The organism is Cupriavidus sp. DF5525 (assembly GCF_040149425.2).
GTDB lineage: Bacteria > Pseudomonadota > Gammaproteobacteria > Burkholderiales > Burkholderiaceae > Cupriavidus > Cupriavidus pickettii_A.
Genome location: NZ_CP168266.1, coordinates 2,694,562 through 2,715,930 on the forward strand (window position 1 = coordinate 2,694,562; position 21,369 = coordinate 2,715,930).

Below are 21,369 nucleotides of genomic sequence, written 5' to 3' on the forward strand. Positions count from 1 at the left end.
TTCAAGCCCTACGGATTCGAGAGGTAAATCACCATGCGCGTTGCAAGCTCCACCCTGTACCAGCAAGGCCTGGCGTCGATGAACTACCAGCAGGGCTCGCTGCTGCATATCCAGCAGCAGCTCGGCACCGGCCGCCGCATCCTCACGCCCTCCGACGACCCGGTCGGCGCCACGCGCGCGCTGGGCGTTAGCCAGGCGCAGGCCGTCAACGGCCAGTACGCCACCTCGCGCAACCAGGCCAATATCGCCCTGAGCGCAGAGGAGAACGCGCTGCAGTCGGTCACCACCATCACGCAGAATATCCAGACGCTGCTGGTGCAGGCCGGCAACGGCACCATGAGCGACAGCGACCGTGCCTCGGTGGCAACCTCGCTCGAAGGCCTGTACAACCAGCTGCTCGGCCTGGCCAACTCCGACGACGGCAACGGGCAGTACCTGTTCGGCGGCACCCGCTCCGGCAATGCGCCGTTCACGCAGAGCACTGGTGCCGGCAACTACATCGGCGACACCGGCCAGCAACTGTTGCAGGTCGACGTGGCCCGCCAGATGCCGGCCGGCAACAACGGCCGCGAGGTCTTCATGAGCGTGACTGGCGGCGCCGGCTACGTGGTCAAGGGCAACAGCGCCAATACCGGCAGCGCCAGCTTTGGCACGGTATCCACCACCGATCCGAGCAATGCGCTGTACGGCCATTCGCTGCAGGTCACCTTCCAGGCCAACGCCGCCGGCCAGATGGAATACAGCGTCACCGACCTGTCAGTGCCGGCTCCGCCGCCAGTGGTGGCGGGCCCTCTCGCCTACAACTCGCCGGCACATATCGAAGTGGGCGGTGTCAGCTTCAACGTCACAGGCGATCCCAAGAACGGCGACACCCTGACCATGCAGCCCGCCAGCGAGGCCGGCACCGACATGTTCGCCAACCTGCAGACCGTGATCGACACGCTGCGCCAGCCCAACTCCACCGCCAGCAGCCAGGCCAACCTCAACAACGTGCTGGCCACCGCCACGCGCCAGTTCTCCAACTCGCTCGACAATGTGCTGACGGTGCGTTCGTCGGTGGGCTCGCGCATGCAGGAGCTGGATGCGCTGGATGATGTGGGGACCAACCGCGACCTGACATATTCGCAGACGCTATCTGGTATCCAGGACCTGGACTATGCGGCGGCGATTACCGAGTACTACCAGCGGCAGATGGCGCTGCAGGGGGCGCAGCAGTCGTTTATGCAGATTCAGGGGATGAATTTATTTAAGTTTCTGTAGGTTGCGGCTTATCTCATAGCCGGCAACCGTTGTGCCGGAGTATTAAAGGTTGAGAAGCAACCTATTAAAGGTTGAGAGGGGAGGCCAAAATCGCCCGGAAACCCGCGCCGCGTATGGGCTTCTCAACCTTTAGGCACATTTTGGAAGTCGACTGATACGGCTCCGAAATGTGGCTTCCGCTTACCTTCTCGACCCTTGCGCCGTCATTACGGACGCGCTCCCGTCGGACGAGTCGAGAGGTAGCCAAACCTCAATGCGTCTTTTTCAATATATACCACCATCGGACCCACGCGGCAAAAAGGTGAGGTCAGTCGCCACGGCGGGTGTGGATCTGCATGAGCAGATTCGCGACTGACTGATTCGCATGGGCAGTGCGTTCTATCTCGGTGGAGTAGCCATATAGCCGGTTCAGTGCCAGCGCGATTGCGCACGACCTCGAATACCCGCCTTCACAGTGCACGACGATAGTTGTCACCTGCGCCGGTAGCTCCTGCACGAACTCCCGAATCGCTTCTGCATGCTCCGGCCGGAAGGCATATGCGAGCTTCTCCTTGGCCCTAGCCGAAAGGTCCGGGTTCATGAAGTCTACGTCCGCGAAACTTTGCCGTAGGACGCGCTCGAAACCACCTAGGCTAGCCGGTGGCCTTCCAGGCGCAGTCACGGAGATGACTGCAACCGACCCCAATCGCGGCAGCCTCTCCGCCACATCCCTCGACACAGCCAACACCTGGCGTGTACCGTCCTTCGGCGGGCGGTACAGCTTGTCGATGGCATCCTTCAGTTGAAGCGGCACGCTTCCCTCCTAGCCATCTGCTTTTGCCTGCAGCAGCACGCCGAGCCGTCGGATGAGCCAATCTAGTTCGTCCTCTGAACACCAGCCCTTCTGAGCCTCCCAAGCCCATGCGTTGACGATATCCGCGCCGCCTAGCCGGGCGCGGGTTTCTCGTCTTTATTGAAAGGATGCGATTCTGAACGTAGCGACAGTGCCCTGGTTGATTCAATACTACGGGACTTGCGGTGTCACCAAACTGTACAACCAGCAGGCCACTGCCAGCGGGCAGCACCTAACCGGCACGGCACCTGCCAGCCTCACCTTGCCTATTCCAGGAAGACGTAGTCCGACCGATACGGCATGCGATTCTCCTGTCCCTCCTGGGTGCAGGCCTGAGGGAGGGCCTGTCCGCCTTGCGTATTCAGCCGTTGCACGTAACGCGTCCTCGCAAGCAGGCCAGCCCCGCCGGTGCTCGTTGCCTGCAACAACAAGAGTGGAATGCTGTCCGGCTCCTGCGCATTGGGCGTCTGTCGCAGCACCTTGCCGGTCACCTTGCTGCCGTCAGGCGCTTCCCAGGTCGGCCCAGAGTAGTGTTTGACGACGAGTTGTCCGGTGTCGTCCTTCAGGGTTGCTTCCGGGGCCGAAAAGGTCCATAGCAACCGGCCGTCGCTCGCGCGCTTGCACTGATAAATCTGTACACCGGATGCGTGCAGCACCGCGATCGTTCCACGCGCGTCGGCGGGTTGGAGTTCGGGCGGAGCCGATAGCCTCGGTGTGGTACACGAAACGAGCAAGCCTGCCACGCAGAGAACAGTGAGATTCGCTTTGCGAAAATGCCGAGAACTTTGCGACATCTGGCCTCCTTACCTGAGCCCATGGGAGGATAGTACTTCCCGAGCCACGTTGCCAGTTGCGCCCGCGCGGGTCCGGACGGTGCCGGCCAGCAGGGCGGACACCATCGGCGAACGAGTCCCGGCACCCACTTGCAAAAATCCGGCGGGTTGCTTTTCAGAATAGCGGCGGCGGTGAGAGCGATGGGGGCCGACTGCGGCCAACTGAGTGGAGGGCGCCGGTCGGCGCTTCCCGACCCCTACGGACGTTCGCACGCCCACTCTGCGAACGACCGAAGCTTCGGTCAACGCGGCCATTGGCCAATTTTGGACTGATTGGCGGAATTTTTCCGGCGGGCTAGTGCGGCGTCACCGCTGCGGCTCCCGTTGCTTGTCGCCGCACGCGTTGTGCAAGTGCACATCCCCGTCGTGACGATGTATGTGCAATTCGGCGTTCTCTCGCCTGGCCACGTCCCAACCCGCAGCGATTGCCGCTTCCATGGTCGGAAATCTCTGGGCCATTATATTGAGTTCGCCGAACTCCAATGCCCAACCATGTTCTGCGGGCAGAACGCGAATGATCCGCGATTGCATAATGACCCCTCTCTAAATTTTTCCCGCGACGTGTAACGGGCGTCGCCGCGTACTGTCGAGCAAAAACACGTTCCCGCGGACAAGCGTGGCTGGGTAAGAGCTGGTCATCCGGGAGAAGCCGCATCGAGGGTACGTCATGCATCGCTGTGCCTGCGCCGGCAACAGAAGAGCTACCATTTCGTCCACTGATCTCGTTGATCGCGCCCGTCGAATTCTGGCCTGGAACAGCAATGGCCTGCGTGAGTGATGCGATTCAGCGAGAAGTCCCAGACGTCGGCGAACAGCACGAGCAAGACTGTTGCTGCATGGGCGGGCACCTTTCGGTGCCATACGAGCAGAAGACGCAGCAATCACCGGCCTTGGGCCTTAGTACCGCGTGGCAGCGCTCGCACTCATAGCACCACTGGCAGGCATCAATGGGCATAGTTTCTTCTTTTGCATGCGCGCACTTGGGGCAGGTGATGATTGACTGCAGCTTGACGGCGCTCATCATTTTCCTTTGCCATCACTGCCGATGGGCAGTAGACGGTCACCGTGCCTGGCGACCTGATCCCCGGCGTTGCCCATCGAAATGCAATTCGCCCTTCCCTTATGTGCGGTTTAGGAATAGCCTAGGTCCGTACCAAGGTACGGAGTCAAGCGATGGAGCACACACTGACAATCGGGAAGCTGGCCAAGGCGGCTGGTGTTGGCGTGGAGACGGTACGCTACTACCATCGGTGCGGGCTGCTGCCGGTGCCAGAGCGTGCCTATGGCGCCATTCGCCAGTATTCGCAACAGAGCTTGCAGCGGCTTCATTTCATTCGCCAGGCCCAGTCGCTCGGGTTCACCCTGGATGAAGTCCGAGTACTGCTGCGACAGAACGATGGCGGCACGTGCAGCACAGCCCGCGCACTGGCCGAGCAAAAGCTCAGTCTTGTGGAGGAAAGATTGAAGGATTTGCGACGATTGCGAGCGGAACTGAAGAATCTCATTGGGCAATGCCACGCCAATGGCAATGAGGCTTCTTGCCCCTTGATTGACACCTTGTCTGCCAACATGAGATCAGAGAACGCTCGCGACGCTCCATTTCGGCGTCGGTGAACGAGGTCCGCTGACTGAGACGGTTCGGCCGTTTTCCCTGCGACTTGCCACACCGCCGCGAGATGCGCACCATGCACCTGGGAAAATCGTACACATTATCCGAGTTCACGTTCTGGTCGAGACGGCAACTTTATGCTTCGCTGGCATGCGGTTCGCTGCCCGTTGTCCTTTATCAGTTCTTCGGGCTGAAATGGCTGTCGATCCCGGTCTCGGTTGTGGTGCTGCTGGGCACCGCCACGTCATTCATCGTGGGTTTCCGGAACGTGCAGACCTACAGCAGGGCCTTGGAGGCACAGCAGATCTGGACTGATATCCTGAATGGCAGCCGGTTTCTGGGTGTGATGAGCCGGGACCTTCTGGCAGGGCAGGCGGCCGGGCGGGAACTGATTCTCCGGCATTGCGCGTGGCTGACGGCGCTCCGCTATCAACTGAGAACCCCAAGGATCTGGGAAAATGCGGGCAAGGTATCCAACTTGGAGTACCGGAAGTACTACCGGGTCCCAGAATGGGAGACTCCATTGGAACAGGCGCTTGCGCGGTATCTGCCCCAGGCCGAGCTCGACTCGGTTTTGCACGCCGAGATCAAGACAACCCGGTTGCTCGGAACGCAGTCAGCGAGGATCAAGTGGTTGCTTGACGCCGGCGAAATCGGCAATGCCTTCTATTTGGAGCTGGCAGGATCGCTCAGGGGCTTCTTCGCGCAGCAAGGACGGGCGGAGCGTATCAAGGACTTTCCGTATCCCAGGCAATATGCGGTCATCAATAAGCTCTTTGTCCGTACCTTTTGCCTGCTGCTGCCTTTTGGCATTCTTACGGAGTTCGAAAAGCTCAATGCCAACGTTTCAGGCATCATGCATGGCAACATGATCTGGCTGGTCATTCCATTCAGCACGATGATCTCGTGGATGTGCCTCGCGCTGGAGCAAGTGGGCGAAAGCACGGAGAACCCGTTCGAAGGAAACGCCAATGATGTGCCCATGGCACAGATCTGCCGGAAGATCGAACACGAACTCATGGACATGCTTGGCGAGAAGCGCGATTTCCCCGCGCCAACGGCCGAGCACGGTATTGTCCTCTAGACCATTCAAGCGAGATGGCCATATCGGGTCGCGATGGCTGACGAGGGGTTCGCGCTCTGAGACATCTGATAATCGCGATGTTCGTCATGGCCACAAATGCCGCGGGCCAGGCCATCTATTAATGTCGAAGCGCCACGGGGCATGTCACGTTGCAGGATGCCTCGTGCCAGAACGACGCAAAGACTGAGGTGGTGAGGAAATCCAGTGGCAAACATAATGCCAGCGTCGACCCTGAAGGCAACTAGTGTTCAAGTGCGACGCGTGTCGCACTTGAACACTATCCCCGGGAGCGCTTCACGCAAGGGGCGGTGATGGATATCTCCTTTGAACGGCGAGTCAGTCGCGCTGTCAGCGCGAACCGCAGTCGATTTCGATAGTGCCGGCGTCGAGATATCGGTTTTCCACGATATGCTGAACCCCACTGCGTGGCAACTGATGGCTGCGCGGCAGTATCGCAACCGACGGGCCTGCTCCTGGTCGCCGGCAGCCAGGGGGAGAGTTCGGGAGCCATGGGTGCATCAACTCGGCGATGCCCTGGCGGCGGGCATTGCGCCGGCCCCGATGCGCGCAATGGCTGGCGACCTGGCCGTGGTGGCCCTGGGGGTCAACGTGCAAGGCGATCCGGCGCTAGCCCAATGGCGCCATGGCAGCGGCGATAGCATCGTTTGCCATAGGCGCATGCCAATGAACACGGTGCCGTAGAATTTTCAAACATAAAGCTCGTATGTCGCCCCATGGTGGCGCAGCAGACGGCAAGTGGTCCCGTTGCCACCGTCCGGCACTCAGAGCGATCTGGCCTGGAAGGGGTGCAGTATCTCGTCGGTAGAAAATGACGTTAGCTGACCAGCAGCACACCTGCCGCCTGCTATCGATTTACAGACGTTCGCACATACTTCCATGCGCGACTGAAGTTCGGCCGAAGCGGAAGCTCCGGGCCCTTCACCGCCCAAACCGTCCGACAAAGCTCTGGGCCTCCAGGGCATGCCCCTTGAGCAGAGCCATCAGTTCGTCGCGCGTCATGCCAGGAGGCAGGTTCGGCTCCAGATCCGTCGCGATGACCGTAACGACGTAATGGTGGGGCGTCTCGCCGGTTGGCGCGCAGGGACCGCGGTACGCCGCCTCGCCACGCACGTTCTTGCCGACTGCGATGCCAGGCCCGTCCGCCTTGCCTTCGCCTTCCTTCAGCTGACCGCGATTCGCGGCAATGTTGTAGGCGACCCAATGCGAGACCCCGAGACCGGCGGCGCCGTCCATGTCATACATCAGGATGGCGACGGACTTTGCGCCCGCGGGAAGCTTCGACCACGAGACCTGCGGCGACACGCCCTTGCCACCGCAGGGCTTCTGGTCGCCGCCAATGCCATCATGCGCATACAGCGAAGCGATCGTGGCTCCCTCGGCGTACGAAGTGGACGACACCTGCATGCCGATGGCGTTGGCGTTGCCGATGCACAGGCACATCAACGCCCCGGCTAGCGGAGCGGAAACTGCGCTAGCGATTGTCATTCGAATCCTCCAGGAAGGGTCGGGTGGCGAGCGAACCGGCTCGCCTGCGGGCCTGGCGGCAAGACTCGGGGAAATCGGCAAAGGGCCGATTTCCCTCGCTTTCTTGACGCGATCCTGATTAACAGCCTATTCCTATGCCCGACGGCAGGATTGCCGCGCGCAGCCTCCAATAGCAAGGATAGGGCAGTGCCTTGCCATAGGAGTGACGGGTTGCGCTGGTGTGATTTGCGGGCCGCCTTGGCGCACGTCTTGTGCACCAAGTCGGCTGCGAGGGCGGGCGCATTCGATGCTGGGACTTCTCCCAGCTGCATTGAATGAGTGCACCAATTTCGTGCCTGCTTTGCCGTCACGACGACGGCAAACAACGAGATCCATTCGCTCCCGGCCAGCAGGGCGAGTCGCCTGCAGTCCAACGGTCAGCGGAAACTGCCGGGCCGGTACCAACACCGCACCAATCCCGCCACACCGGCGTCAGCAATCGGCTTGGCCTGGCGGGGCCCGCCGGCCGTCGATCGCCGCGCCCCATGCCGCGTCCGCATGTCAACGCCGCGTCGTAATGTCATGCAGGGACTGTAAGCTGCACATTTGGCAAGGCCTGGCCGAAAACTTGCTAGGTCAATGCAGAAGGTCGTAAGGCGACAGGCATCCGTTGGGAGGATCTATGCAGCATGCACGCATCACTGCGCACAGGGGGATTCTGGTCGTCGAGCTGTTACCTGGCCAGGCGAACGGGGAAGGCACCTCGACCAACAAGCTCCGCAATCTGGCCACGGTCATTCATGACACAGGACGGCACCTAGGTGTTTCAGAGGAAGCACTGGCGCTGCTGAAGATGGTGAAGCGCGGCCTTGACTGCATCGGCGACTTTGCCTGGTTCAGTAGTGACGACGGGAGAGATCATTTTGCGTGGTTGGGAGGCCCGAAGCGGCTGGTGAATCCCACGGCAGTGGCGGCTGCTCGAAGCTACGCGATTCTTGCGCACCGGGTCATTCCGAACGAGGTGCCCGAGGGCGCCAGGATGGCCATCGAGGCGAACTTCTGAGTGCCAAGCACCTTGGTCGCGGCCTCGTCGCTGGGTCCTTTCTGAAAGCAGTCGCTGCAACCGATCGGCGGCCTGCCGGGCCCGCGATGGTTCATGCGTGCAAGCGTGCCAGCGCCGCCGGGTAGCACGAGGCTCTCGCTCTCAAGAAAGGCAGCCATGAACACCAGCTCGTCTATGCCTTCGGCGTAATCGCCGCCGCGCTCTGAACCAATGGGCCCTCAATCGGCCGTTGCTCCCGACCGCTTCACTACCGTCGCCCATTTCCGAATCTCGCTATCCACAAACTTTCCCGTCTCAACCGGCGTCATCGGCATCGGCTCCGAACCTCGGTCGGTAATGAACTTGTGCAGATCAGGCGATTGCAGCGCCTTCACCGTCTCCGCATTGAGTTGCTTGACGATAGCCGGCGGCGTGCCCGCGGGCGCCATTATCACCGCCCATCCAAGCGCTTCGAAACCCGGTACGCCTTCTTCACGCACAGTCGGCACCGACTGCAACTGCGGCACACGCTTTGACGTTGTTACGGCCAGCGGCACGGCCTTGTTGGTCTGGATCAGCGGCATCGCGGCGGTGACGGAATCGACCATCAGCGGAATCTGGTTGCCCAGGAAGTCCGCCTGCGCGGGGCCGCTGCCCTTGTAGGGAATATGCACGATAAACACGCCGGTCTGTGCCTTGAGCATTTCTGCAGAGAGGTGCTGAGTGCCGCCGATGCCGGCGCTGGCGTAGCTGTACTTGCCCGGCGCGGCTTTGGCTTTGGCGATCAGGTCGCGCAATGACGTGAAGCCCGATTGCGGCGTGGCCAGGAAGATCAACGGCACCGAGAACACACCCGAGATCGGCGCGAAGTCCTGGCGTGGATCGTAGTTAACCTTCTTGTAAAGCGTCTGGTTGATGGCCATTGCGCTGCCGCCCATGACAAGCGTGTAGCCATCGGCCGGGGCTTTCGCAGCCACTTCCATGCCGATGTTGCCGCCGGCACCGGCGCGGTTTTCCACCACGATTGACTGACCGAGCTGCTTGCCAAGCTTCTCGGCCAGGGCGCGTGCAAAGATGTCAGTGGCCTGTCCGGGCGGGAACGGCACGATCAGCTTGATGGGGCGGTCCGGATAGCTGGCGTGGGCGGTGCTGGACATGGCCAGCAGCAGCGCAACCAAGTGGTTCCTCGACGGCTTCAATGGAATCTCCTCAAATGATTGTCGATGACGTGACGTCTCTCGATGGCGTCTTCAGGTGAGATTCTACGCCCGCGCTTATTGCCAATTCGAACTGCATGAGAGGGGCTGTGCTTCCTTAGTACTTCTTGCGTGCGCCCATCACGGTGGCAAAACTGATTGGCCCGGAAACAGCGCGCACGCGGCCAACGCCTGACAGATGACTTCAGGACGCAGGGACGAACGCGCTCTCACGGGCGGCTGGCTTGCGCCCGTATGGCAACGAGGTAATACGGGAAGTTGGGGATCTGCCTGCTGTAACCTGGCCGGTGCCCCGGGTGGTGGGAGTACGCCGCCCGGGCTGCTGACATGTGACGATCCGGTAAAGCGGCTTGCCGATCCACGGCCCTTTCAGCGGTACGCGAACGGCGATTGCCTCGATGCCAGACGGAGGGCAAGAAAAAACCGACGCCCCGGAGGGGAAGGCGTCGGCCAACAGGGAGAAAGTAGAACGTCTTATTCGTAGCTGATATGGGGATTGCCTGCCGCAAGCGCCTGCTCGCGATCGGGAGCAGGCGGGTAGATCCATTGTGTGTTGATCATCTGCTTGCGCGCCTTGCCTTCCGCGTGGGTCAGCTTGACGTGCCGGTCCCAGCCTTCGGTATAGACCGCGCCCCACGCGCCCAGATCCAGGCAGGTGGCATAGAAAGGCTGGCGGTACTCGATGGTCGGGATGCCAAGCAGGTCGGCGGCAACGTTATAGCCGGCGAATCGGCCCATGAACAGCGCGTGCTGGCACGACATCAGCGAGTAGTGCTCCTCGTCGTCGGTAAGTGCCCGCACCACGTCGCCTGCGGCAAAGATGTCCTTCGCACCGGTCACGCGAAGATCGCCAGTCACTTCCATGCGGCCCTGGCGATCAACGTTCGGCGATACCTGCGCGGTCAATCCGCTGGCCACCATGCCGCCCGTCCAGATGACGGTGTTGGCGTCGATGCGCTCGCCGGTAGCTGTGACGACCCCGCCGGCATCCACCGACACCACGCCCGCGCCTACGCGGGTTTCGATGCCGAGATGATTCAGTGCCTCGATGACCGCCGGCCGCGGACCGGCGCCCAGATCCGGAGCGACGGCGTCCGAGCGCTCCACGATGATGATGCGCGGGCGGACGTTTTCGCCGAGGACGGTACGGAGATGCTCCGGCAGTTCCGTTGCCGCTTCAAGCCCCGTGAATCCACCGCCCACGACAACGAAGGTATTGCGGGCCGCAGTGTCCGGCTTCGAAGCCAGGCTTTCCAGGTGCTCGCGCAGCTCGACGGCGTCGCCGAGCTGGTCCACGGCCAATGCATGCTCGGCCAGGCCGGGCAGTGGCGGACGGAACAGGCGGCTGCCGCTGGTCAGGACCAGACGGTCGTAGTTGACGGATTTCGTCTCGCCGCCCGCCGTGGTGACATCCACGCAGTGGTCCGCGGGATGGATACGCTCGACCGTGCCTTCAATGAAGTTCACGTTGACGGCATCCAGCAACGGCAGGAACGGCACCGCCATCTGCTCGGGATTGACTTCATACAGGCGCGGCCGTACGTGAAGCTCGGGGTAGGGCGACACCAGCGTGATTTCGACATCCGAGCCGGCTTCGCGCTCCATATCGATGACACGCGCCGCACCGAGCGCTGCCCAAAGCCCGGCAAAGCCGCCGCCAACAATCAGGATATTTCGTTTCATAGTGGTTACCTCTCTTCTTACGCTGGATACTGCCGGCCTCAGAGGCGCGGCAGCCGATTTCGACTGGCAGAGGGCGGCCGCCGGCCGCGGGTCACGCGCGGACCGATGGATCGCAACTCTGGAAAACAGCGGGCGCGGCAAGAACATGCAGTGGCGCCGTTCTTGCCGGCAGGATGGCGGGCACCGGCGTTGCCGGTGCCTGAATGGGCCGCGGCTACTTCACCGGCGTCAGGATCGGTGCGCCCTTGTTCTTGATCAGGAACACGACAAACTTTGCCGGCTGCGTCTTGCTGGCATTGCGCCCGACGGTGTGGATATCGTTGGGGCCTTCGTGGAAGGTATCGCCCGGTTTGAGCGTCACTTCCTTTCCGCCCTTGAGGCCCATGATGATGCTGCCCTCGAGCACATAGACCAGGGCGTGCGCGTCATGGCGATGCACGGGATCGGCAGCGCCCGGCGCGTACTCCACGACGATCATCTCGGCTTCCTTCCCCGGATACTCGGGCAACGGCTCCGTGCGCAGCTGCTTGACACTCACATCCGGTGAGGCGACTGCCGGCGGTGCAACCATCAGGCACGACACGATCAGGGTTGCTGCAATGGAAACGACCGTCTTCATGGCATCACTCCAGATTGGCCTTGTCGAGCCCGAACATCTTGTCCAAGGAACCAGGCACCGTGCGGAACGCCACGTTCAGGCGGTTCCAGGTATTGATCGCCCCCACGAGGAACGTGAGATCCGACAGCTCCTTCTCGCTGTACTGGGTGCGCACGCGCTCATAGATGTCGTCGGGCACGCCATGGCCGGGAAGGTTGGTCAGCACCTCGGTCCAGGCCAGCGCGGCGCGTTCGCGCGGCGAGAACAGCGTCGACTCGCGCCAGATCGCCACGTGGTGCAGGCGCAATTCGCGCTCGCCGTGGATCTTTGCCGTCTTGATATGCATGTCGACGCAGAACGCGCAGCCGTTGAGCTGCGATGCGCGAATCTCGACGAGTTCGCGAATGGGCTCCTCAATGGTGGTCTTCTGGAACAGCCCGCCGAACTCTACGAGCTTCTTGACCAGTTCCGGGGATTGCTGAAAGTAGTTTACGCGTTGCGTCATGACATCTCCTGATGGGCTGATCGGGGTGGTGTTCACCGAACCTGCGCTGCAGTGCTTGCCGCAGGAACGGCTTGGGGTGAATCCTAGACTTCGGTACGGCATGCCGGTAGTACCGCCAAGGTGCCCACGTTGTTGTCACGTCGGCACCAATCGCCGCGTCATGCATCGCCGTGGCTGGGCACCGGACTATTTTTGTTGCGATTGACTCAGCCATGCCTCGAAGCCGATGCGCCCGAGGCGCGCCTTGCCTTCCGGTACGAGCGTATTCTCCTGAAGCTCGGCACCGAAGTAGCGCGTAGAAGGATCGGCCGCTACGGTCCGGGAGTCGCCAATCGCCTTGAGATAACGTTGAACGAGGGCGCTCATCTGGAATTTCTCCGGCCCGGCGATCTCGACGATGCCGTTGACCGGATCGGCAACCGCGCTGTCGGCCACGGCGTGCGCGACGTCATCCGAAGCGATCGGCTGGATCATTGCGGGAGAGAGTCGTACGGTGTCGCCTTCCGCAGCGGATTGCGTGATGCCGCCGAGAAATTCCATGAACTGCGTCGAGCGGACGATCGTATAGGGAATGCCGGCATTCCGGATCAGCGCCTCCTGGGCAATCTTGGCGCGGAAGTAGCCGCTCTGCGAGAGCTTGTCGGTGCCGACAACGGACAACGCGACATGGTGGGAGACGCCCGCCTCCTTCTCGGCTGCCGCCAGGTTGCGGCCCGACGTCTCGAAGAAGTTCAGGACGGCGTTGTCTTCAAACGAAGGGGAGTTCGCGACATCCACCACGACCTGCGCGCCGGCCAGCGCTCCCGCCAGGCCTTCGCCCGTCAACGCGTTGACGCCGGTTTGCGGTGCGGCGGCGACCACGTCATGGCCCTGTGCGGCGAGTCGCGCCACAACCTTCTTGCCGATCAGACCGGTACCGCCAATGACAACAATCTTCATGATGCCTCTCCAGGTGGAAGGTGGAAGAATCCACGAGACCATGGTAGGTAAAGTGGTGTCCCCGCGCCAGATCGACTCGGAACGCACGGTGTTTCCTGTTTGGCATCAATCCGGATGCGGGGCAGCTGCCTGCTTGTCGTCGATGGGGAGAATGCGAGTGGGTAAGGCTGTGTGGCGGGAAGCCGTGGACCTAGCGATTCACCTTCAACCGGTATTCGCTGGGAGAAAGCCCAAAGTGTCTTTGAAATGTCACCCGCATCCGCTCTTCGCTGCCAAAGCCGCACTCACGCGCGATCTGGTCGACCGGCCGGGTCTGGTCCTGCAACAATCGGCGGGCGGCTTCCACCCGGAAATGCTCGACGCCTTTGGCGGGCGTGCGCCCGGTCTTCTGCTTGTAGACCCGCGCAAAGTTCCGCGGGCTCATGCCTACGTGGTCCGCAAGCTGCTCGACGGAAAGCTCTTCCCTGGACAGGTTCTGGATGATCCAGAGATGCAGCGTCTCGAAGACCGGCACCTGCCGGCTTTGCGTGATGAGGATCTCGCTGAGCTGGGGCTGCGCCCCGGGCCGCTTCATAAAGACCGCAAGTTCCTTCGCTGTACTCAGCGCAACCTCGTGGCCATAGTCGGCCTCCACCATGGCAAGCGCGAGATCGATGCCAGTGGTGACGCCGGCCGAGGTCCAGAGATTCTCTTGCTGCACGAAGATGGCTTCTGGGTCCAGGTCTACCGTGGGAAACAGTGCGCGAAAATGGTCTTGCATCTGCCAATGGGTCGTAGCGCGCTTGCCGTCGAGCAATCCCGCGTAGGCCAGCAGGAATGCACCGCTGCATACCGAGGCGACGCGCCGGACTTCGCGGGGAACGGTGCGCAGCCACTCGATCAGCGACGCGGAGTTCTTCGCGACCTGGATGATGTTCGCGGAGCCCGGGACAACGACCGTGTCGATGCTTCGCATGTCGAAGGATGCTATGGCCGCGGTCTGCAGCGTCGTCCCTTCCATCGCCGCGACCGTGCCGCCAGACAGGCTGGCGGTATGACAGCGGTAGCCGGGCATGCCTCGCTCCCGCGCGTAGTTCGACGCAGCCCAGAACACCGTCTGGGGGCCAGCGAGATCGAGCAGGCTCACATCTGGATAGGCCACGAAGAGAATATTACGTGGCATGACTGGCCTCGGCACGGCGCGATGCCGCGCGATGGTCACCCCGCCGGGACCGGGCCGGCCGACGCGCACCATCGGTTCGGGCGCTCGCCGGACTGCGAGAGAGTATGGAAGACAATGAGGTCATGGATCGAATCCGGTGCTTCCGCGCATGATCAAGGCATGCGCCTGGCAAGCTGCATCGTGCTCTGCCGGAAGTCGCCGTCGCGACAGGGCGTAGGGAGTGAGTCTAGATACCCCCGATACAAGGGGTCAAGACGGCAGGGTGGGCGGCTGCGTTTCCATTTACGCACCAATCGCCGATCAGATCCGCGAGGGCGCGCAGAGCGGGGCTGGCAGTCTGGCAGAAAATTTGGGAACGCTGTCATTTACGACGCATGAGGGCGTTATTAACATCCAAGACTCGTCGGCAAGTGGGTGAGCGGTTGGGGCCGGCGTCAGTCAATTGCGAGATGCCAGGCACGCATTTTGCCGAAGTGGCTCTCGGCAGGCCGGCCTGTGAGCACGAACCCCCTTTCGTCTGACTCAACGTGACAGCTGCGCAACCAACAGGCATTCGGCCTGGCCCCGGTAAACACCATGGCTGCGAATGTCGATGTTGATCCTGCACTGCAGCGCAGCAGCCTCGTCTCCGAAGCTCATTCACCCACAAGGAGACGCCCGTAGTAGTCAGGAGGGCGCGCGACGGCCTGTGCTGCGTACGCAGCGGAGGAAACCCGGTCGAACATCGGAAATCTGTGGGAACACCAGAAATGGATCAATCGGACACATCGGAGAATGGCTTCCGTCTCACCTTGCCGAATCGCGCTGATGCGTTGTCTACGAGCTTTGCAGCAAGCTATGCAGGGATCATGGCGTTCATGGCCGTTGCCAGCGAGCGCAGCTTCGCCAAGGCCGGCGAGCGCCTTGGCATCGGCCGTTCGGCGGTGAGCAGGAATGTCCAGAAGCTCGAAGCGCAGCTGAGTACCCGGCTGCTGCTGCGCACTACGCGCACCACGCAACTGACCCGCGAAGGTGAACGCTTCTTCGAGAACTGCCACCAGGGTGTCACGCATCTGGTGGAGGCCATGAACGACATGCTCGAGCTTCGCCAGGGCCCGCCACGCGGCCTGGTCCGCATCAGCGCGACGGTAGGCTTCGGCAGGAAGGTCGTTGCGCCTTTGCTGGCAAAGTTCGTGGAAGCCTACCCCGACATCGACGTCGATCTGCTGCTCGACGACCGGCTGACTGACTTTACTACCGAGCAGATCGACGTCGCGTTCCGCAATGGCCGCATCGAGGATTCCAGCATCATTGCCAAGCAGCTGATTCCGATGCAAATGGCACTTTGCGCTGCCCCGTCCTATGTGGAAGCGCATGGCCTGCCGCAAACGCTGGAGGACCTGAGCCTGCATGAGTGCATCAACTTCCGCATTCCGAACGGCCGGGTATTCGAATGGGAGTTCAAGGTCGACGGTCAGGTACGGAAATACCATCCGAAGGCCCGGCTCGCGTTCAACGACTCGGACCTGGTCTTGCGGGCGGTGCTGCAGGGACGGGGCATCGCGCAGATGCCCGGCTATCAGATCTGCGACCACATCGCGGCCGATGAGCTTGTTGTGGCTCTGGCGAAGCATGCCCCAGACGATCGCGGGCACTACATCTGCTACCTGAGCCGGCAACACCTGCCGACCCGCATTCGCGTCTTCATTGACTTCATGACGGAGGAGATCCGCACCCTCGATTTGCAGTGTCTGAGCGACTTCCAGGACAAAAAGGGAACTGACAGCGCTTGACCACTCCGATCCGCACGTTCTCGCCAAAGTAGCCTTCCCTAGTCGACAACAGCCACGATATTGACAGTCCCTTGCCTGGCCATCTTCGCATACGGACATAGGCGCTCCGCATTTCGAACCAGCTCTTCTGCCACGTTTCGCTCAACGCCCGGCATCCGGACCCGGATATCGATGATCAATGCGTAGCCTCCATCCATTGGATCACGGCCAAACGCAACCTCTGCCTCGACAGTGGTGTCGTTGATCTCCCTGTTGATACGCTTTCCGAGCAAATTCAGCGCCCCGTGAAAGCAAGCCGCAAAGGCCGCGGCGAACAACTGCTCGGGATTGGTCCCGCTGCCAGGTCCTCCGAGTTCCGTGGGCAGGCGCAGATCCACATCGAGATTTCCGTCATCCGAACGGGCCACGCCAGACGCGCGGCCGTGTCCCGTCTGGCCGCCGGAAACGGTGACCGTCGTTGTGTACAAGGGCTCGAAATCCCGGCCCCGATACCTGTCGAGGAGGGAAACCGGCGGAGCTTGCAGCTTCTCGTTGTCCATCATGCACCTCGAACGTTGAGGAGACTTCGGGATAACCCAAGTTAATATTAGGCCACTGCGGATCGTGGCGGTAGCGCCGGGGAAGGACTCAGGGTGTTTCCGGTTTTGCACCAATCCAGAAGGCGGATGAAGCTGGAGTATCCATGACGCTCGGAGGTGTGGATTCACGACTGGCGATGGCCGTGCGCATTGTTGTCGCGACGGAAACGGCGAGTGGTCGGATGCATATCTACTCCGCCAGGGACCCGGGACCTACTATGCCGACAAGCAACGCAGCTCGACCGAATGAGTTGACGAGTCGTTGAGTCCGTTATGGGAGAGCAATCATGTTTCGTCTCGGACCTCTGTTCTGGTTAGCAAGCTGGATCATGCTGGTAGCGGCCAATGTCGGGCTTGCCATGGCAGCCGCGCTCAGCGGCTTGATCTGAAATCCAATATCCGCCCCCAAATCGCGATCCATTTTTGCCAGCGAATCCGTGCCTGACTGTCATTTAGTCGGCGCCGGCGGGTGAACGTAAGCCAACCGTGATGCAGTGAGCACTTTTCCTGGGAGGAACCTCCTCGGAGGCACTCGTTTTGCCTTCAGACAGGGGGAAGGATCATTTCCGCGCCGATGGGTTTATCCATGAGGTTCACCAGCGGTACTTACATCGCTTTTAAGAATAGTGGCACGCCATGGAAACTCTGTTTATTGATTGGCACACGACTTCGCCAGAGTTGGACAGCACGGAACGTACGATCGAAGCTGGTGCCCATCTTATTAGCGAGCGGGATGGCTACACCCACCACGGCATTTATGTGGGAGATGGGCAGGTCATTCACTACGGGGGCTTTGATCATTCGGCAAAACGGCGCCCCATAGAATACATAGCGTTGCGCGCCTTCGCGGCAGGAAGGGTTATAAAAATCAAGTCCGAGCCGGATGCCGTTTATGCCGGAATCGATGTGGTGGAGAGGGCGAAGGCCCGCCTTGGCGAAGACCAATATCAGTTCCTGACCAATAACTGCGAACACTTTTGCACATGGTGTGTGTCAGGTGTCGGGCGGAGCGAGCAGGTACGCCAGTGCTTATGGAATCCATGGGTAGGCATCAAGACGCTGTTAGCGCTCGCCAGGGCGAAAGTACATGCTTTCCGGGATCGCGCAAGGCGAGTTCGCCGGCATCGCCACGGCTTACCGCTGTTGGTGGCAGCGTTTTCAAGCGCTCCGCGAAGGCAACGGGCGTGATCCCGCCCGCCGGTAATCAATGCAACGTTTCCGGCGGGCTCCTTCATAGCCGTGAGAAGGCTGGCTTAGCAGGAATCAGCCTTCCTTTTTGATATGGTGCGGGCAGCCTGCGGGCGGTTCGCCGATGAACCCCCTGGCCGACCACAACTCGGGAAACGGGAGTTCGTCCAGCGTTGGCTTCAGCCAGGCAATGCCTTCGGTGCCAAAGTAGGCAGGTCGGGCGCCGAAGGTACGGCGAGTGGCCATCAGATGACGGAACTTCCAGGTCGTAAAGGCTTCGGCGATATCCGCCAGCGTTTCGCCGAGTTGGACCAACCCGGCATTGCCTGCCTGGTCGGCGTAGATGGTTCGCCATACCTGTTCGACTTCCTCTTGCGGCACGTATGGCTCGCTCAGGCTTCGGGTCAGCAACGTCTCCGGAAGCTTCATGCCTGCGCGGGACAAGTACGCCAGCACGTCGTCGTAAAGACTCGGCTCGGACAATGCATTGTTCAGCAGGGCCCGGCGCTCCGGCTGGGGGACAAAGTGCTGGAGATGCTCGGCCTGCTTGATCCCCAGCAAGTACACCATGTGCCGGTATGTCCAGCCCTGGAGCGCCGTGTCCTGGCCATGCCGGGCGCCGACACGCGACAGGATGGAAAGCAGATCGGTTGGCGTCATCCAGGCGATCGAGCGCCATGTGGCATTGAGCGGTTCATGGTGGGCAACGACACGCAGCAGCGCGCGCTGCGCTTCGATGAGATTGTTCGCGCGCAAGTGGGCCTGCGCCGCCTGGATCTCCCGGATGATCAGCATCCAGCAGAGTTCAGAGATCTGGGCGACGACGATGAATCCATACTCGCCGGGATGGTCGCTGACCGGGCGCTGCAGTGTGTGCAGCGCTTCGGTCTGCAGCCAGGAACTGTACGGCGTGTGTCCGGTCGCGCTTTCGATGGACGGGTCGTTTGCTGTCGCTTGTGCTTGTTGCATGTTGTACTCCTCCGGGTTGGCAATGCTCTTCAGGCGTTGTTGGTGACGGAACTGGCATCGGGCTGGAGCATGCGCTCCATTTCCAGGGCGATTTTCAAAAGCGCGCCGTCGTCACCGGGGTGGGCAACGATCTGCATGGCCGCGGGCAGCATGCCCCTGGTGGAGAACAAGGGGATGGAGATGGCAGGAAAGCCCGCGATATTGAACGGCGAGGTATAGCTCATCAGTGCCTGGCGGACCGTACCGGACCACCCGTCGATGGCAATGTCGCTGGCGTCCAGCGCCGGTGCCAGGCACGGGCAGGTGGGCAACACCAGGTAGTCCAGCGTTGCCATCCTCGCCTCGAGCCGGCGTCTCAGCCCGTGCCGCGTTTGCTGGGCGCCGGCATAGTCCCGCACCACCATGCCCTTTGCCAGGTCCAGGCGCTGCCGGGTCTCCTGGCTGTAGTGTCCGGCAATGCGGGCCTCGTCGTTTCGCCTGAAGTGTTCGATGCTGCCTTCGGTCAGGACGATGGATGCGAACGCGTCGTAGACACCATCAAACAGGTCCGCCGAGTCTACGGACTCGCACGCGAATATCTTCCGGAGTGTCTCGATGGCATTGGCGAATGCCGCGGAAACCGCCGGTTCGGCCGGCACCGGCGGAATGCCCTCCATGACGCCGAGCCGCGCTGACAGCCAGACGTCGCTTTCGGGAATGGCAATGTCGAAGGCCTCGGCAAGCACCGTGATGTCGTCGACGCCCTGTCCGAGGATGCCCGGATGGTCCAGCGAGGGCGCCAGCGGAAAGATGCCGCGCGTGGAAAGTGTGCCCAGTGTCGGCTTGAAGCCCGCGACCCCGCAAAGGGCGGCGGGAATCCGCACCGAGCCGCCGGTATCGGTGCCAAGCCCTGCCGCAACCACGCCGGCGGCGATGGCCGCGGCGGCACCGCCGCTGGATCCGCCCGGAATCAGTCGCTTGTCCAGGGGATTCAGGGTGTCTCCGAAGGCGACACTGGAAGTTGTTACCCCCCAGGCGAACTCATGGGTCGTGGTCTTGCCGATAATGATCGCGCCCTTGTCCACGAGCGCCTTGACAACGTCGGCGTCGGCGTTCGGAACGTGACCCATGTAGGCCAGGGAGCCGTAGCGTGTCTCGATGCCTCTGGTATCGATCAGGTCCTTGACCGCTACCGGCAGGCCTTCCAACGGCCTCGGCCGGCCTGCCGCGTAGCGCCTGTCGCTTTCCGCGGCAGCCTTGAGGGCGCGGTCCCAGTCAATGACCGAGAAGGCATTGAAATCCTTCTTGCTGGCTTCGGCCCGGGCAAGCGCCAGTTCCGTCAGTGCATAGGCCGTCGTACGTCCCCTGCCAAGGTTCGCGAGCGTCTCGCGAAGCCCCACGGCTGGCGCCGATGCGCTGGACGGTCCGTAGTCTTTTTCCATCACCACAGGCTCTCCAGGAAGCCATGGAGCGTCGCGCCATGGCCATCGCCCAGATCGCCGACTTCGTTCCTATAGTTTTGCTGCAGCAAAGCGGCGACTTGCGGCAGCTGTGCGCGGTCGAAGTCCAGCGCGCGAAGCCGGTCTGGAAGTCCGAGGTGCTCCACCACATTGGAGATCCTGTCGGCCAGCAGTGCCGCAGCGTTGCTGGTGGCGTAGCCGCGGCAGAAAACCTGGAGCTTGTCGCCGTAGCATTCCGCGCAGGCCCGCAGGACCGGGGCGAGGGTAATGCAGGAGGTGATGCTGTGTGGCAGGCCGAAGGTTCCACCCAGGATGTGCCCGATGCGGTGGCTCAGGCCATAGATGACCGATGCGGGAAAGAAGTAGGACTGCCAGGCGGCAAGCTGGAGTTGCAGCAGGTCATCGGTGCTGGCATGCCCTTCGCGCAGCGCCCGCTGCGTATCGAGTTGCTGCGGCCATTTCTCCAGCACGGCAAAGAAGCGCTCCACGCCAGCCGCCGCCAGGATGGCGTGCGGGTGGTCCACGGTGACCTGGCGCATGCCTTCCACGGCATGATCGATGCCCTTGATTGCCGAGGACAGCAGCAATTCACGCGGGGTGTTGAGCAGGAGCTTCGGGTCGAGCACAACGACTTTCGGCACCGTCTCCCGCACGGCATAGCTTCGCTTGAACGGCTGGGGTCCCGTGGTCTCGGTGATGCCGAAATAGTGCGAGAACTCGGAGCCCGACAACGTGGTCGGAAAGGCGGCGATGGCCAGGTGGCGGCCGGTCTCCTGATGGTGGAGATGGGAGACAGCCTTCGCGGCGTCAATCACGGAGCCGCCGCCCAGGGCGATGATCGAGTCCGCACCGGCATGCAGGCACGCCCCCAGCGCGCGACGCACCCCGAAATCCGGCGCATGCGGCGGCAGGTCGGTAAAGACGCCGACGCCTCCCTTCACGTGCGCCTGCAGGTGTTGCGCGTGGAAGTCCCGCAGCGGCTCGACGGTAAAGGTCAGCGGGCGCCGGATGCCGTGCTGGTCGAGCGACGCGACAGCCGTCGGAAGTATGTCGTGGCCCCAGAAGATCGCGTCTTGTGGCAGGCAGTTCAGCTGGTTCATGTATTCCACTCCAGGGTGACGTTGCGGTTGGCTTATCCCTGGTTGGAAACGATAGTTGATCTGCCCGGCATTGG

22 protein-coding genes are annotated in these 21,369 nt (G+C 61.8%); 7 read left to right on the plus strand and 15 right to left on the minus strand.

Annotated features, from left to right (window positions below; genetic code table 11):
• The first annotated feature begins 33 nt into the window (after positions 1 to 33).
• Positions 34 to 1,260: a flagellar hook-associated protein FlgL gene (gene flgL, locus ABNX08_RS33505; RefSeq protein WP_022537487.1), complete on the plus strand. Its 1,227-nt coding sequence runs from the start codon at positions 34 to 36 to the stop codon at positions 1,258 to 1,260.
• Positions 1,261 to 1,567: 307 nt separating this feature from the next.
• Here flgL and ABNX08_RS33510 read toward each other — a convergent pair whose 3' ends face one another.
• The 4 genes from ABNX08_RS33510 to ABNX08_RS33525 form a co-directional block, all read right to left on the minus strand.
• A complete protein-coding gene (locus tag ABNX08_RS33510) occupies positions 1,568 to 2,053 on the minus strand; it encodes a hypothetical protein (RefSeq protein WP_022537488.1) in 486 nt (161 codons plus the stop codon).
• Between the two features lie 305 nt (positions 2,054 to 2,358).
• Positions 2,359 to 2,886: a DUF3455 domain-containing protein gene (locus ABNX08_RS33515; protein ID WP_022537489.1), complete on the minus strand. Its 528-nt coding sequence runs from the start codon at positions 2,884 to 2,886 to the stop codon at positions 2,359 to 2,361.
• A 345-nt stretch (positions 2,887 to 3,231) separates the two neighbouring features.
• Positions 3,232 to 3,456 (minus strand): DUF2188 domain-containing protein, encoded by a 225-nt coding sequence (locus ABNX08_RS33520; protein WP_022537490.1) that lies wholly within the window; start codon positions 3,454 to 3,456, stop codon positions 3,232 to 3,234.
• Positions 3,457 to 3,709: 253 nt separating this feature from the next.
• Positions 3,710 to 3,946 carry a GDCCVxC domain-containing (seleno)protein gene (locus tag ABNX08_RS33525; protein WP_349607052.1) on the minus strand — a complete coding sequence of 79 codons (237 nt, stop codon included), beginning with the start codon at positions 3,944 to 3,946 and terminating at the stop codon, positions 3,710 to 3,712.
• Between the two features lie 152 nt (positions 3,947 to 4,098).
• Here ABNX08_RS33525 and ABNX08_RS33530 point away from each other — a divergent pair, with 152 nt between their 5' ends.
• From ABNX08_RS33530 to ABNX08_RS33540, 3 genes are all read left to right on the plus strand, one after another.
• Positions 4,099 to 4,539, plus strand: coding sequence for a MerR family DNA-binding protein (locus ABNX08_RS33530; protein WP_022537491.1), 441 nt, complete (start codon positions 4,099 to 4,101; stop codon positions 4,537 to 4,539).
• Between the two features lie 71 nt (positions 4,540 to 4,610).
• The gene (locus ABNX08_RS33535) at positions 4,611 to 5,618 is read left to right on the plus strand and encodes a bestrophin family protein (protein ID WP_022537492.1); all 1,008 of its coding nucleotides are present in this window, start codon (positions 4,611 to 4,613) and stop codon (positions 5,616 to 5,618) included.
• Between the two features lie 513 nt (positions 5,619 to 6,131).
• Positions 6,132 to 6,320, plus strand: a complete 189-nt coding sequence (locus ABNX08_RS33540; RefSeq protein WP_349607053.1) for a hypothetical protein — start codon at positions 6,132 to 6,134, stop codon at positions 6,318 to 6,320.
• A gap of 237 nt (positions 6,321 to 6,557) precedes the next feature.
• Here ABNX08_RS33540 and ABNX08_RS33545 read toward each other — a convergent pair whose 3' ends face one another.
• The gene (locus tag ABNX08_RS33545; RefSeq protein ID WP_022537494.1) at positions 6,558 to 7,124 is read right to left on the minus strand and encodes a YbhB/YbcL family Raf kinase inhibitor-like protein; all 567 of its coding nucleotides are present in this window, start codon (positions 7,122 to 7,124) and stop codon (positions 6,558 to 6,560) included.
• 661 nt (positions 7,125 to 7,785) lie between these two features.
• On the opposite strand from ABNX08_RS33545, the gene ABNX08_RS33550 reads away from it, so the two are divergent.
• On the plus strand, positions 7,786 to 8,166 hold the full coding sequence (locus ABNX08_RS33550) for a hypothetical protein (protein ID WP_041681665.1): 381 nt from the start codon (positions 7,786 to 7,788) through the stop codon (positions 8,164 to 8,166).
• A gap of 218 nt (positions 8,167 to 8,384) precedes the next feature.
• Here ABNX08_RS33550 and ABNX08_RS33555 read toward each other — a convergent pair whose 3' ends face one another.
• From ABNX08_RS33555 to ABNX08_RS33580, 6 genes are all read right to left on the minus strand, one after another.
• On the minus strand, positions 8,385 to 9,302 hold the full coding sequence (locus ABNX08_RS33555; RefSeq protein ID WP_051369993.1) for a tripartite tricarboxylate transporter substrate binding protein: 918 nt from the start codon (positions 9,300 to 9,302) through the stop codon (positions 8,385 to 8,387).
• Positions 9,303 to 9,836: 534 nt separating this feature from the next.
• Positions 9,837 to 11,045: an NAD(P)/FAD-dependent oxidoreductase gene (locus ABNX08_RS33560; protein ID WP_022537498.1), complete on the minus strand. Its 1,209-nt coding sequence runs from the start codon at positions 11,043 to 11,045 to the stop codon at positions 9,837 to 9,839.
• A 214-nt stretch (positions 11,046 to 11,259) separates the two neighbouring features.
• Positions 11,260 to 11,664, minus strand: a complete 405-nt coding sequence (locus ABNX08_RS33565; protein ID WP_022537499.1) for a cupin domain-containing protein — start codon at positions 11,662 to 11,664, stop codon at positions 11,260 to 11,262.
• Between the two features lie 4 nt (positions 11,665 to 11,668).
• Entirely contained in the window at positions 11,669 to 12,148 is a 480-nt protein-coding gene (locus ABNX08_RS33570) for a carboxymuconolactone decarboxylase family protein (protein ID WP_022537500.1), read from the minus strand.
• Positions 12,149 to 12,334: 186 nt separating this feature from the next.
• Positions 12,335 to 13,087 (minus strand): SDR family oxidoreductase, encoded by a 753-nt coding sequence (locus ABNX08_RS33575; protein ID WP_022537501.1) that lies wholly within the window; start codon positions 13,085 to 13,087, stop codon positions 12,335 to 12,337.
• A 190-nt stretch (positions 13,088 to 13,277) separates the two neighbouring features.
• Positions 13,278 to 14,249, minus strand: coding sequence for a GlxA family transcriptional regulator (locus tag ABNX08_RS33580; RefSeq protein ID WP_051369994.1), 972 nt, complete (start codon positions 14,247 to 14,249; stop codon positions 13,278 to 13,280).
• Between the two features lie 749 nt (positions 14,250 to 14,998).
• Between ABNX08_RS33580 and ABNX08_RS33585 the strand changes: the two genes are divergently transcribed.
• Positions 14,999 to 16,021, plus strand: a complete 1,023-nt coding sequence (locus ABNX08_RS33585) for a LysR family transcriptional regulator (RefSeq protein ID WP_022537503.1) — start codon at positions 14,999 to 15,001, stop codon at positions 16,019 to 16,021.
• 38 nt (positions 16,022 to 16,059) lie between these two features.
• Here ABNX08_RS33585 and ABNX08_RS33590 read toward each other — a convergent pair whose 3' ends face one another.
• The gene (locus ABNX08_RS33590) at positions 16,060 to 16,560 is read right to left on the minus strand and encodes an Ohr family peroxiredoxin (RefSeq protein WP_022537504.1); all 501 of its coding nucleotides are present in this window, start codon (positions 16,558 to 16,560) and stop codon (positions 16,060 to 16,062) included.
• 675 nt (positions 16,561 to 17,235) lie between these two features.
• Between ABNX08_RS33590 and ABNX08_RS33595 the strand changes: the two genes are divergently transcribed.
• The gene (locus ABNX08_RS33595) at positions 17,236 to 17,787 is read left to right on the plus strand and encodes a lecithin retinol acyltransferase family protein (RefSeq protein WP_022537505.1); all 552 of its coding nucleotides are present in this window, start codon (positions 17,236 to 17,238) and stop codon (positions 17,785 to 17,787) included.
• A 75-nt stretch (positions 17,788 to 17,862) separates the two neighbouring features.
• Here ABNX08_RS33595 and ABNX08_RS33600 read toward each other — a convergent pair whose 3' ends face one another.
• Genes ABNX08_RS33600 through ABNX08_RS33610 form a run of 3 tightly spaced genes read right to left on the minus strand, consistent with a single transcriptional unit; the run spans position 17,863 to position 21,295 of the window.
• Positions 17,863 to 18,756 (minus strand): tryptophan 2,3-dioxygenase, encoded by an 894-nt coding sequence (locus ABNX08_RS33600; protein WP_022537506.1) that lies wholly within the window; start codon positions 18,754 to 18,756, stop codon positions 17,863 to 17,865.
• Positions 18,757 to 18,785: 29 nt separating this feature from the next.
• A complete protein-coding gene (locus tag ABNX08_RS33605) occupies positions 18,786 to 20,177 on the minus strand; it encodes an amidase (protein WP_041681667.1) in 1,392 nt (463 codons plus the stop codon).
• Positions 20,177 to 21,295 (minus strand): iron-containing alcohol dehydrogenase, encoded by a 1,119-nt coding sequence (locus tag ABNX08_RS33610; protein ID WP_022537508.1) that lies wholly within the window; start codon positions 21,293 to 21,295, stop codon positions 20,177 to 20,179. The genes ABNX08_RS33605 and ABNX08_RS33610 overlap by 1 nt, the downstream gene beginning before the upstream one ends.
• Positions 21,296 to 21,369 lie beyond the last annotated feature (74 nt).

Coding starts and splice junctions, on each gene's coding strand:
- ABNX08_RS33575 (WP_022537501.1), bottom strand. CDS start 13,087: ATGAAGATTGTTGTCATTGGCGGTACCGGTCTGATCGGCAAGAAGGTT.
- ABNX08_RS33565 (WP_022537499.1), bottom strand. CDS start 11,664: ATGAAGACGGTCGTTTCCATTGCAGCAACCCTGATCGTGTCGTGCCTG.
- ABNX08_RS33530 (WP_022537491.1), top strand. CDS start 4,099: ATGGAGCACACACTGACAATCGGGAAGCTGGCCAAGGCGGCTGGTGTT.
- ABNX08_RS33590 (WP_022537504.1), bottom strand. CDS start 16,560: ATGGACAACGAGAAGCTGCAAGCTCCGCCGGTTTCCCTCCTCGACAGG.
- ABNX08_RS33560 (WP_022537498.1), bottom strand. CDS start 11,045: ATGAAACGAAATATCCTGATTGTTGGCGGCGGCTTTGCCGGGCTTTGG.
- ABNX08_RS33605 (WP_041681667.1), bottom strand. CDS start 20,177: ATGGAAAAAGACTACGGACCGTCCAGCGCATCGGCGCCAGCCGTGGGG.
- ABNX08_RS33570 (WP_022537500.1), bottom strand. CDS start 12,148: ATGACGCAACGCGTAAACTACTTTCAGCAATCCCCGGAACTGGTCAAG.
- ABNX08_RS33555 (WP_051369993.1), bottom strand. CDS start 9,302: ATGTCCAGCACCGCCCACGCCAGCTATCCGGACCGCCCCATCAAGCTG.
- ABNX08_RS33595 (WP_022537505.1), top strand. CDS start 17,236: ATGGAAACTCTGTTTATTGATTGGCACACGACTTCGCCAGAGTTGGAC.
- ABNX08_RS33520 (WP_022537490.1), bottom strand. CDS start 3,456: ATGCAATCGCGGATCATTCGCGTTCTGCCCGCAGAACATGGTTGGGCA.
- ABNX08_RS33610 (WP_022537508.1), bottom strand. CDS start 21,295: ATGAACCAGCTGAACTGCCTGCCACAAGACGCGATCTTCTGGGGCCAC.
- ABNX08_RS33515 (WP_022537489.1), bottom strand. CDS start 2,886: ATGTCGCAAAGTTCTCGGCATTTTCGCAAAGCGAATCTCACTGTTCTC.
- ABNX08_RS33545 (WP_022537494.1), bottom strand. CDS start 7,124: ATGACAATCGCTAGCGCAGTTTCCGCTCCGCTAGCCGGGGCGTTGATG.
- ABNX08_RS33600 (WP_022537506.1), bottom strand. CDS start 18,756: ATGCAACAAGCACAAGCGACAGCAAACGACCCGTCCATCGAAAGCGCG.
- ABNX08_RS33550 (WP_041681665.1), top strand. CDS start 7,786: ATGCAGCATGCACGCATCACTGCGCACAGGGGGATTCTGGTCGTCGAG.
- ABNX08_RS33525 (WP_349607052.1), bottom strand. CDS start 3,946: ATGAGCGCCGTCAAGCTGCAGTCAATCATCACCTGCCCCAAGTGCGCG.
- ABNX08_RS33535 (WP_022537492.1), top strand. CDS start 4,611: ATGCACCTGGGAAAATCGTACACATTATCCGAGTTCACGTTCTGGTCG.
- ABNX08_RS33585 (WP_022537503.1), top strand. CDS start 14,999: ATGGATCAATCGGACACATCGGAGAATGGCTTCCGTCTCACCTTGCCG.
- flgL (WP_022537487.1), top strand. CDS start 34: ATGCGCGTTGCAAGCTCCACCCTGTACCAGCAAGGCCTGGCGTCGATG.
- ABNX08_RS33580 (WP_051369994.1), bottom strand. CDS start 14,249: ATGCCACGTAATATTCTCTTCGTGGCCTATCCAGATGTGAGCCTGCTC.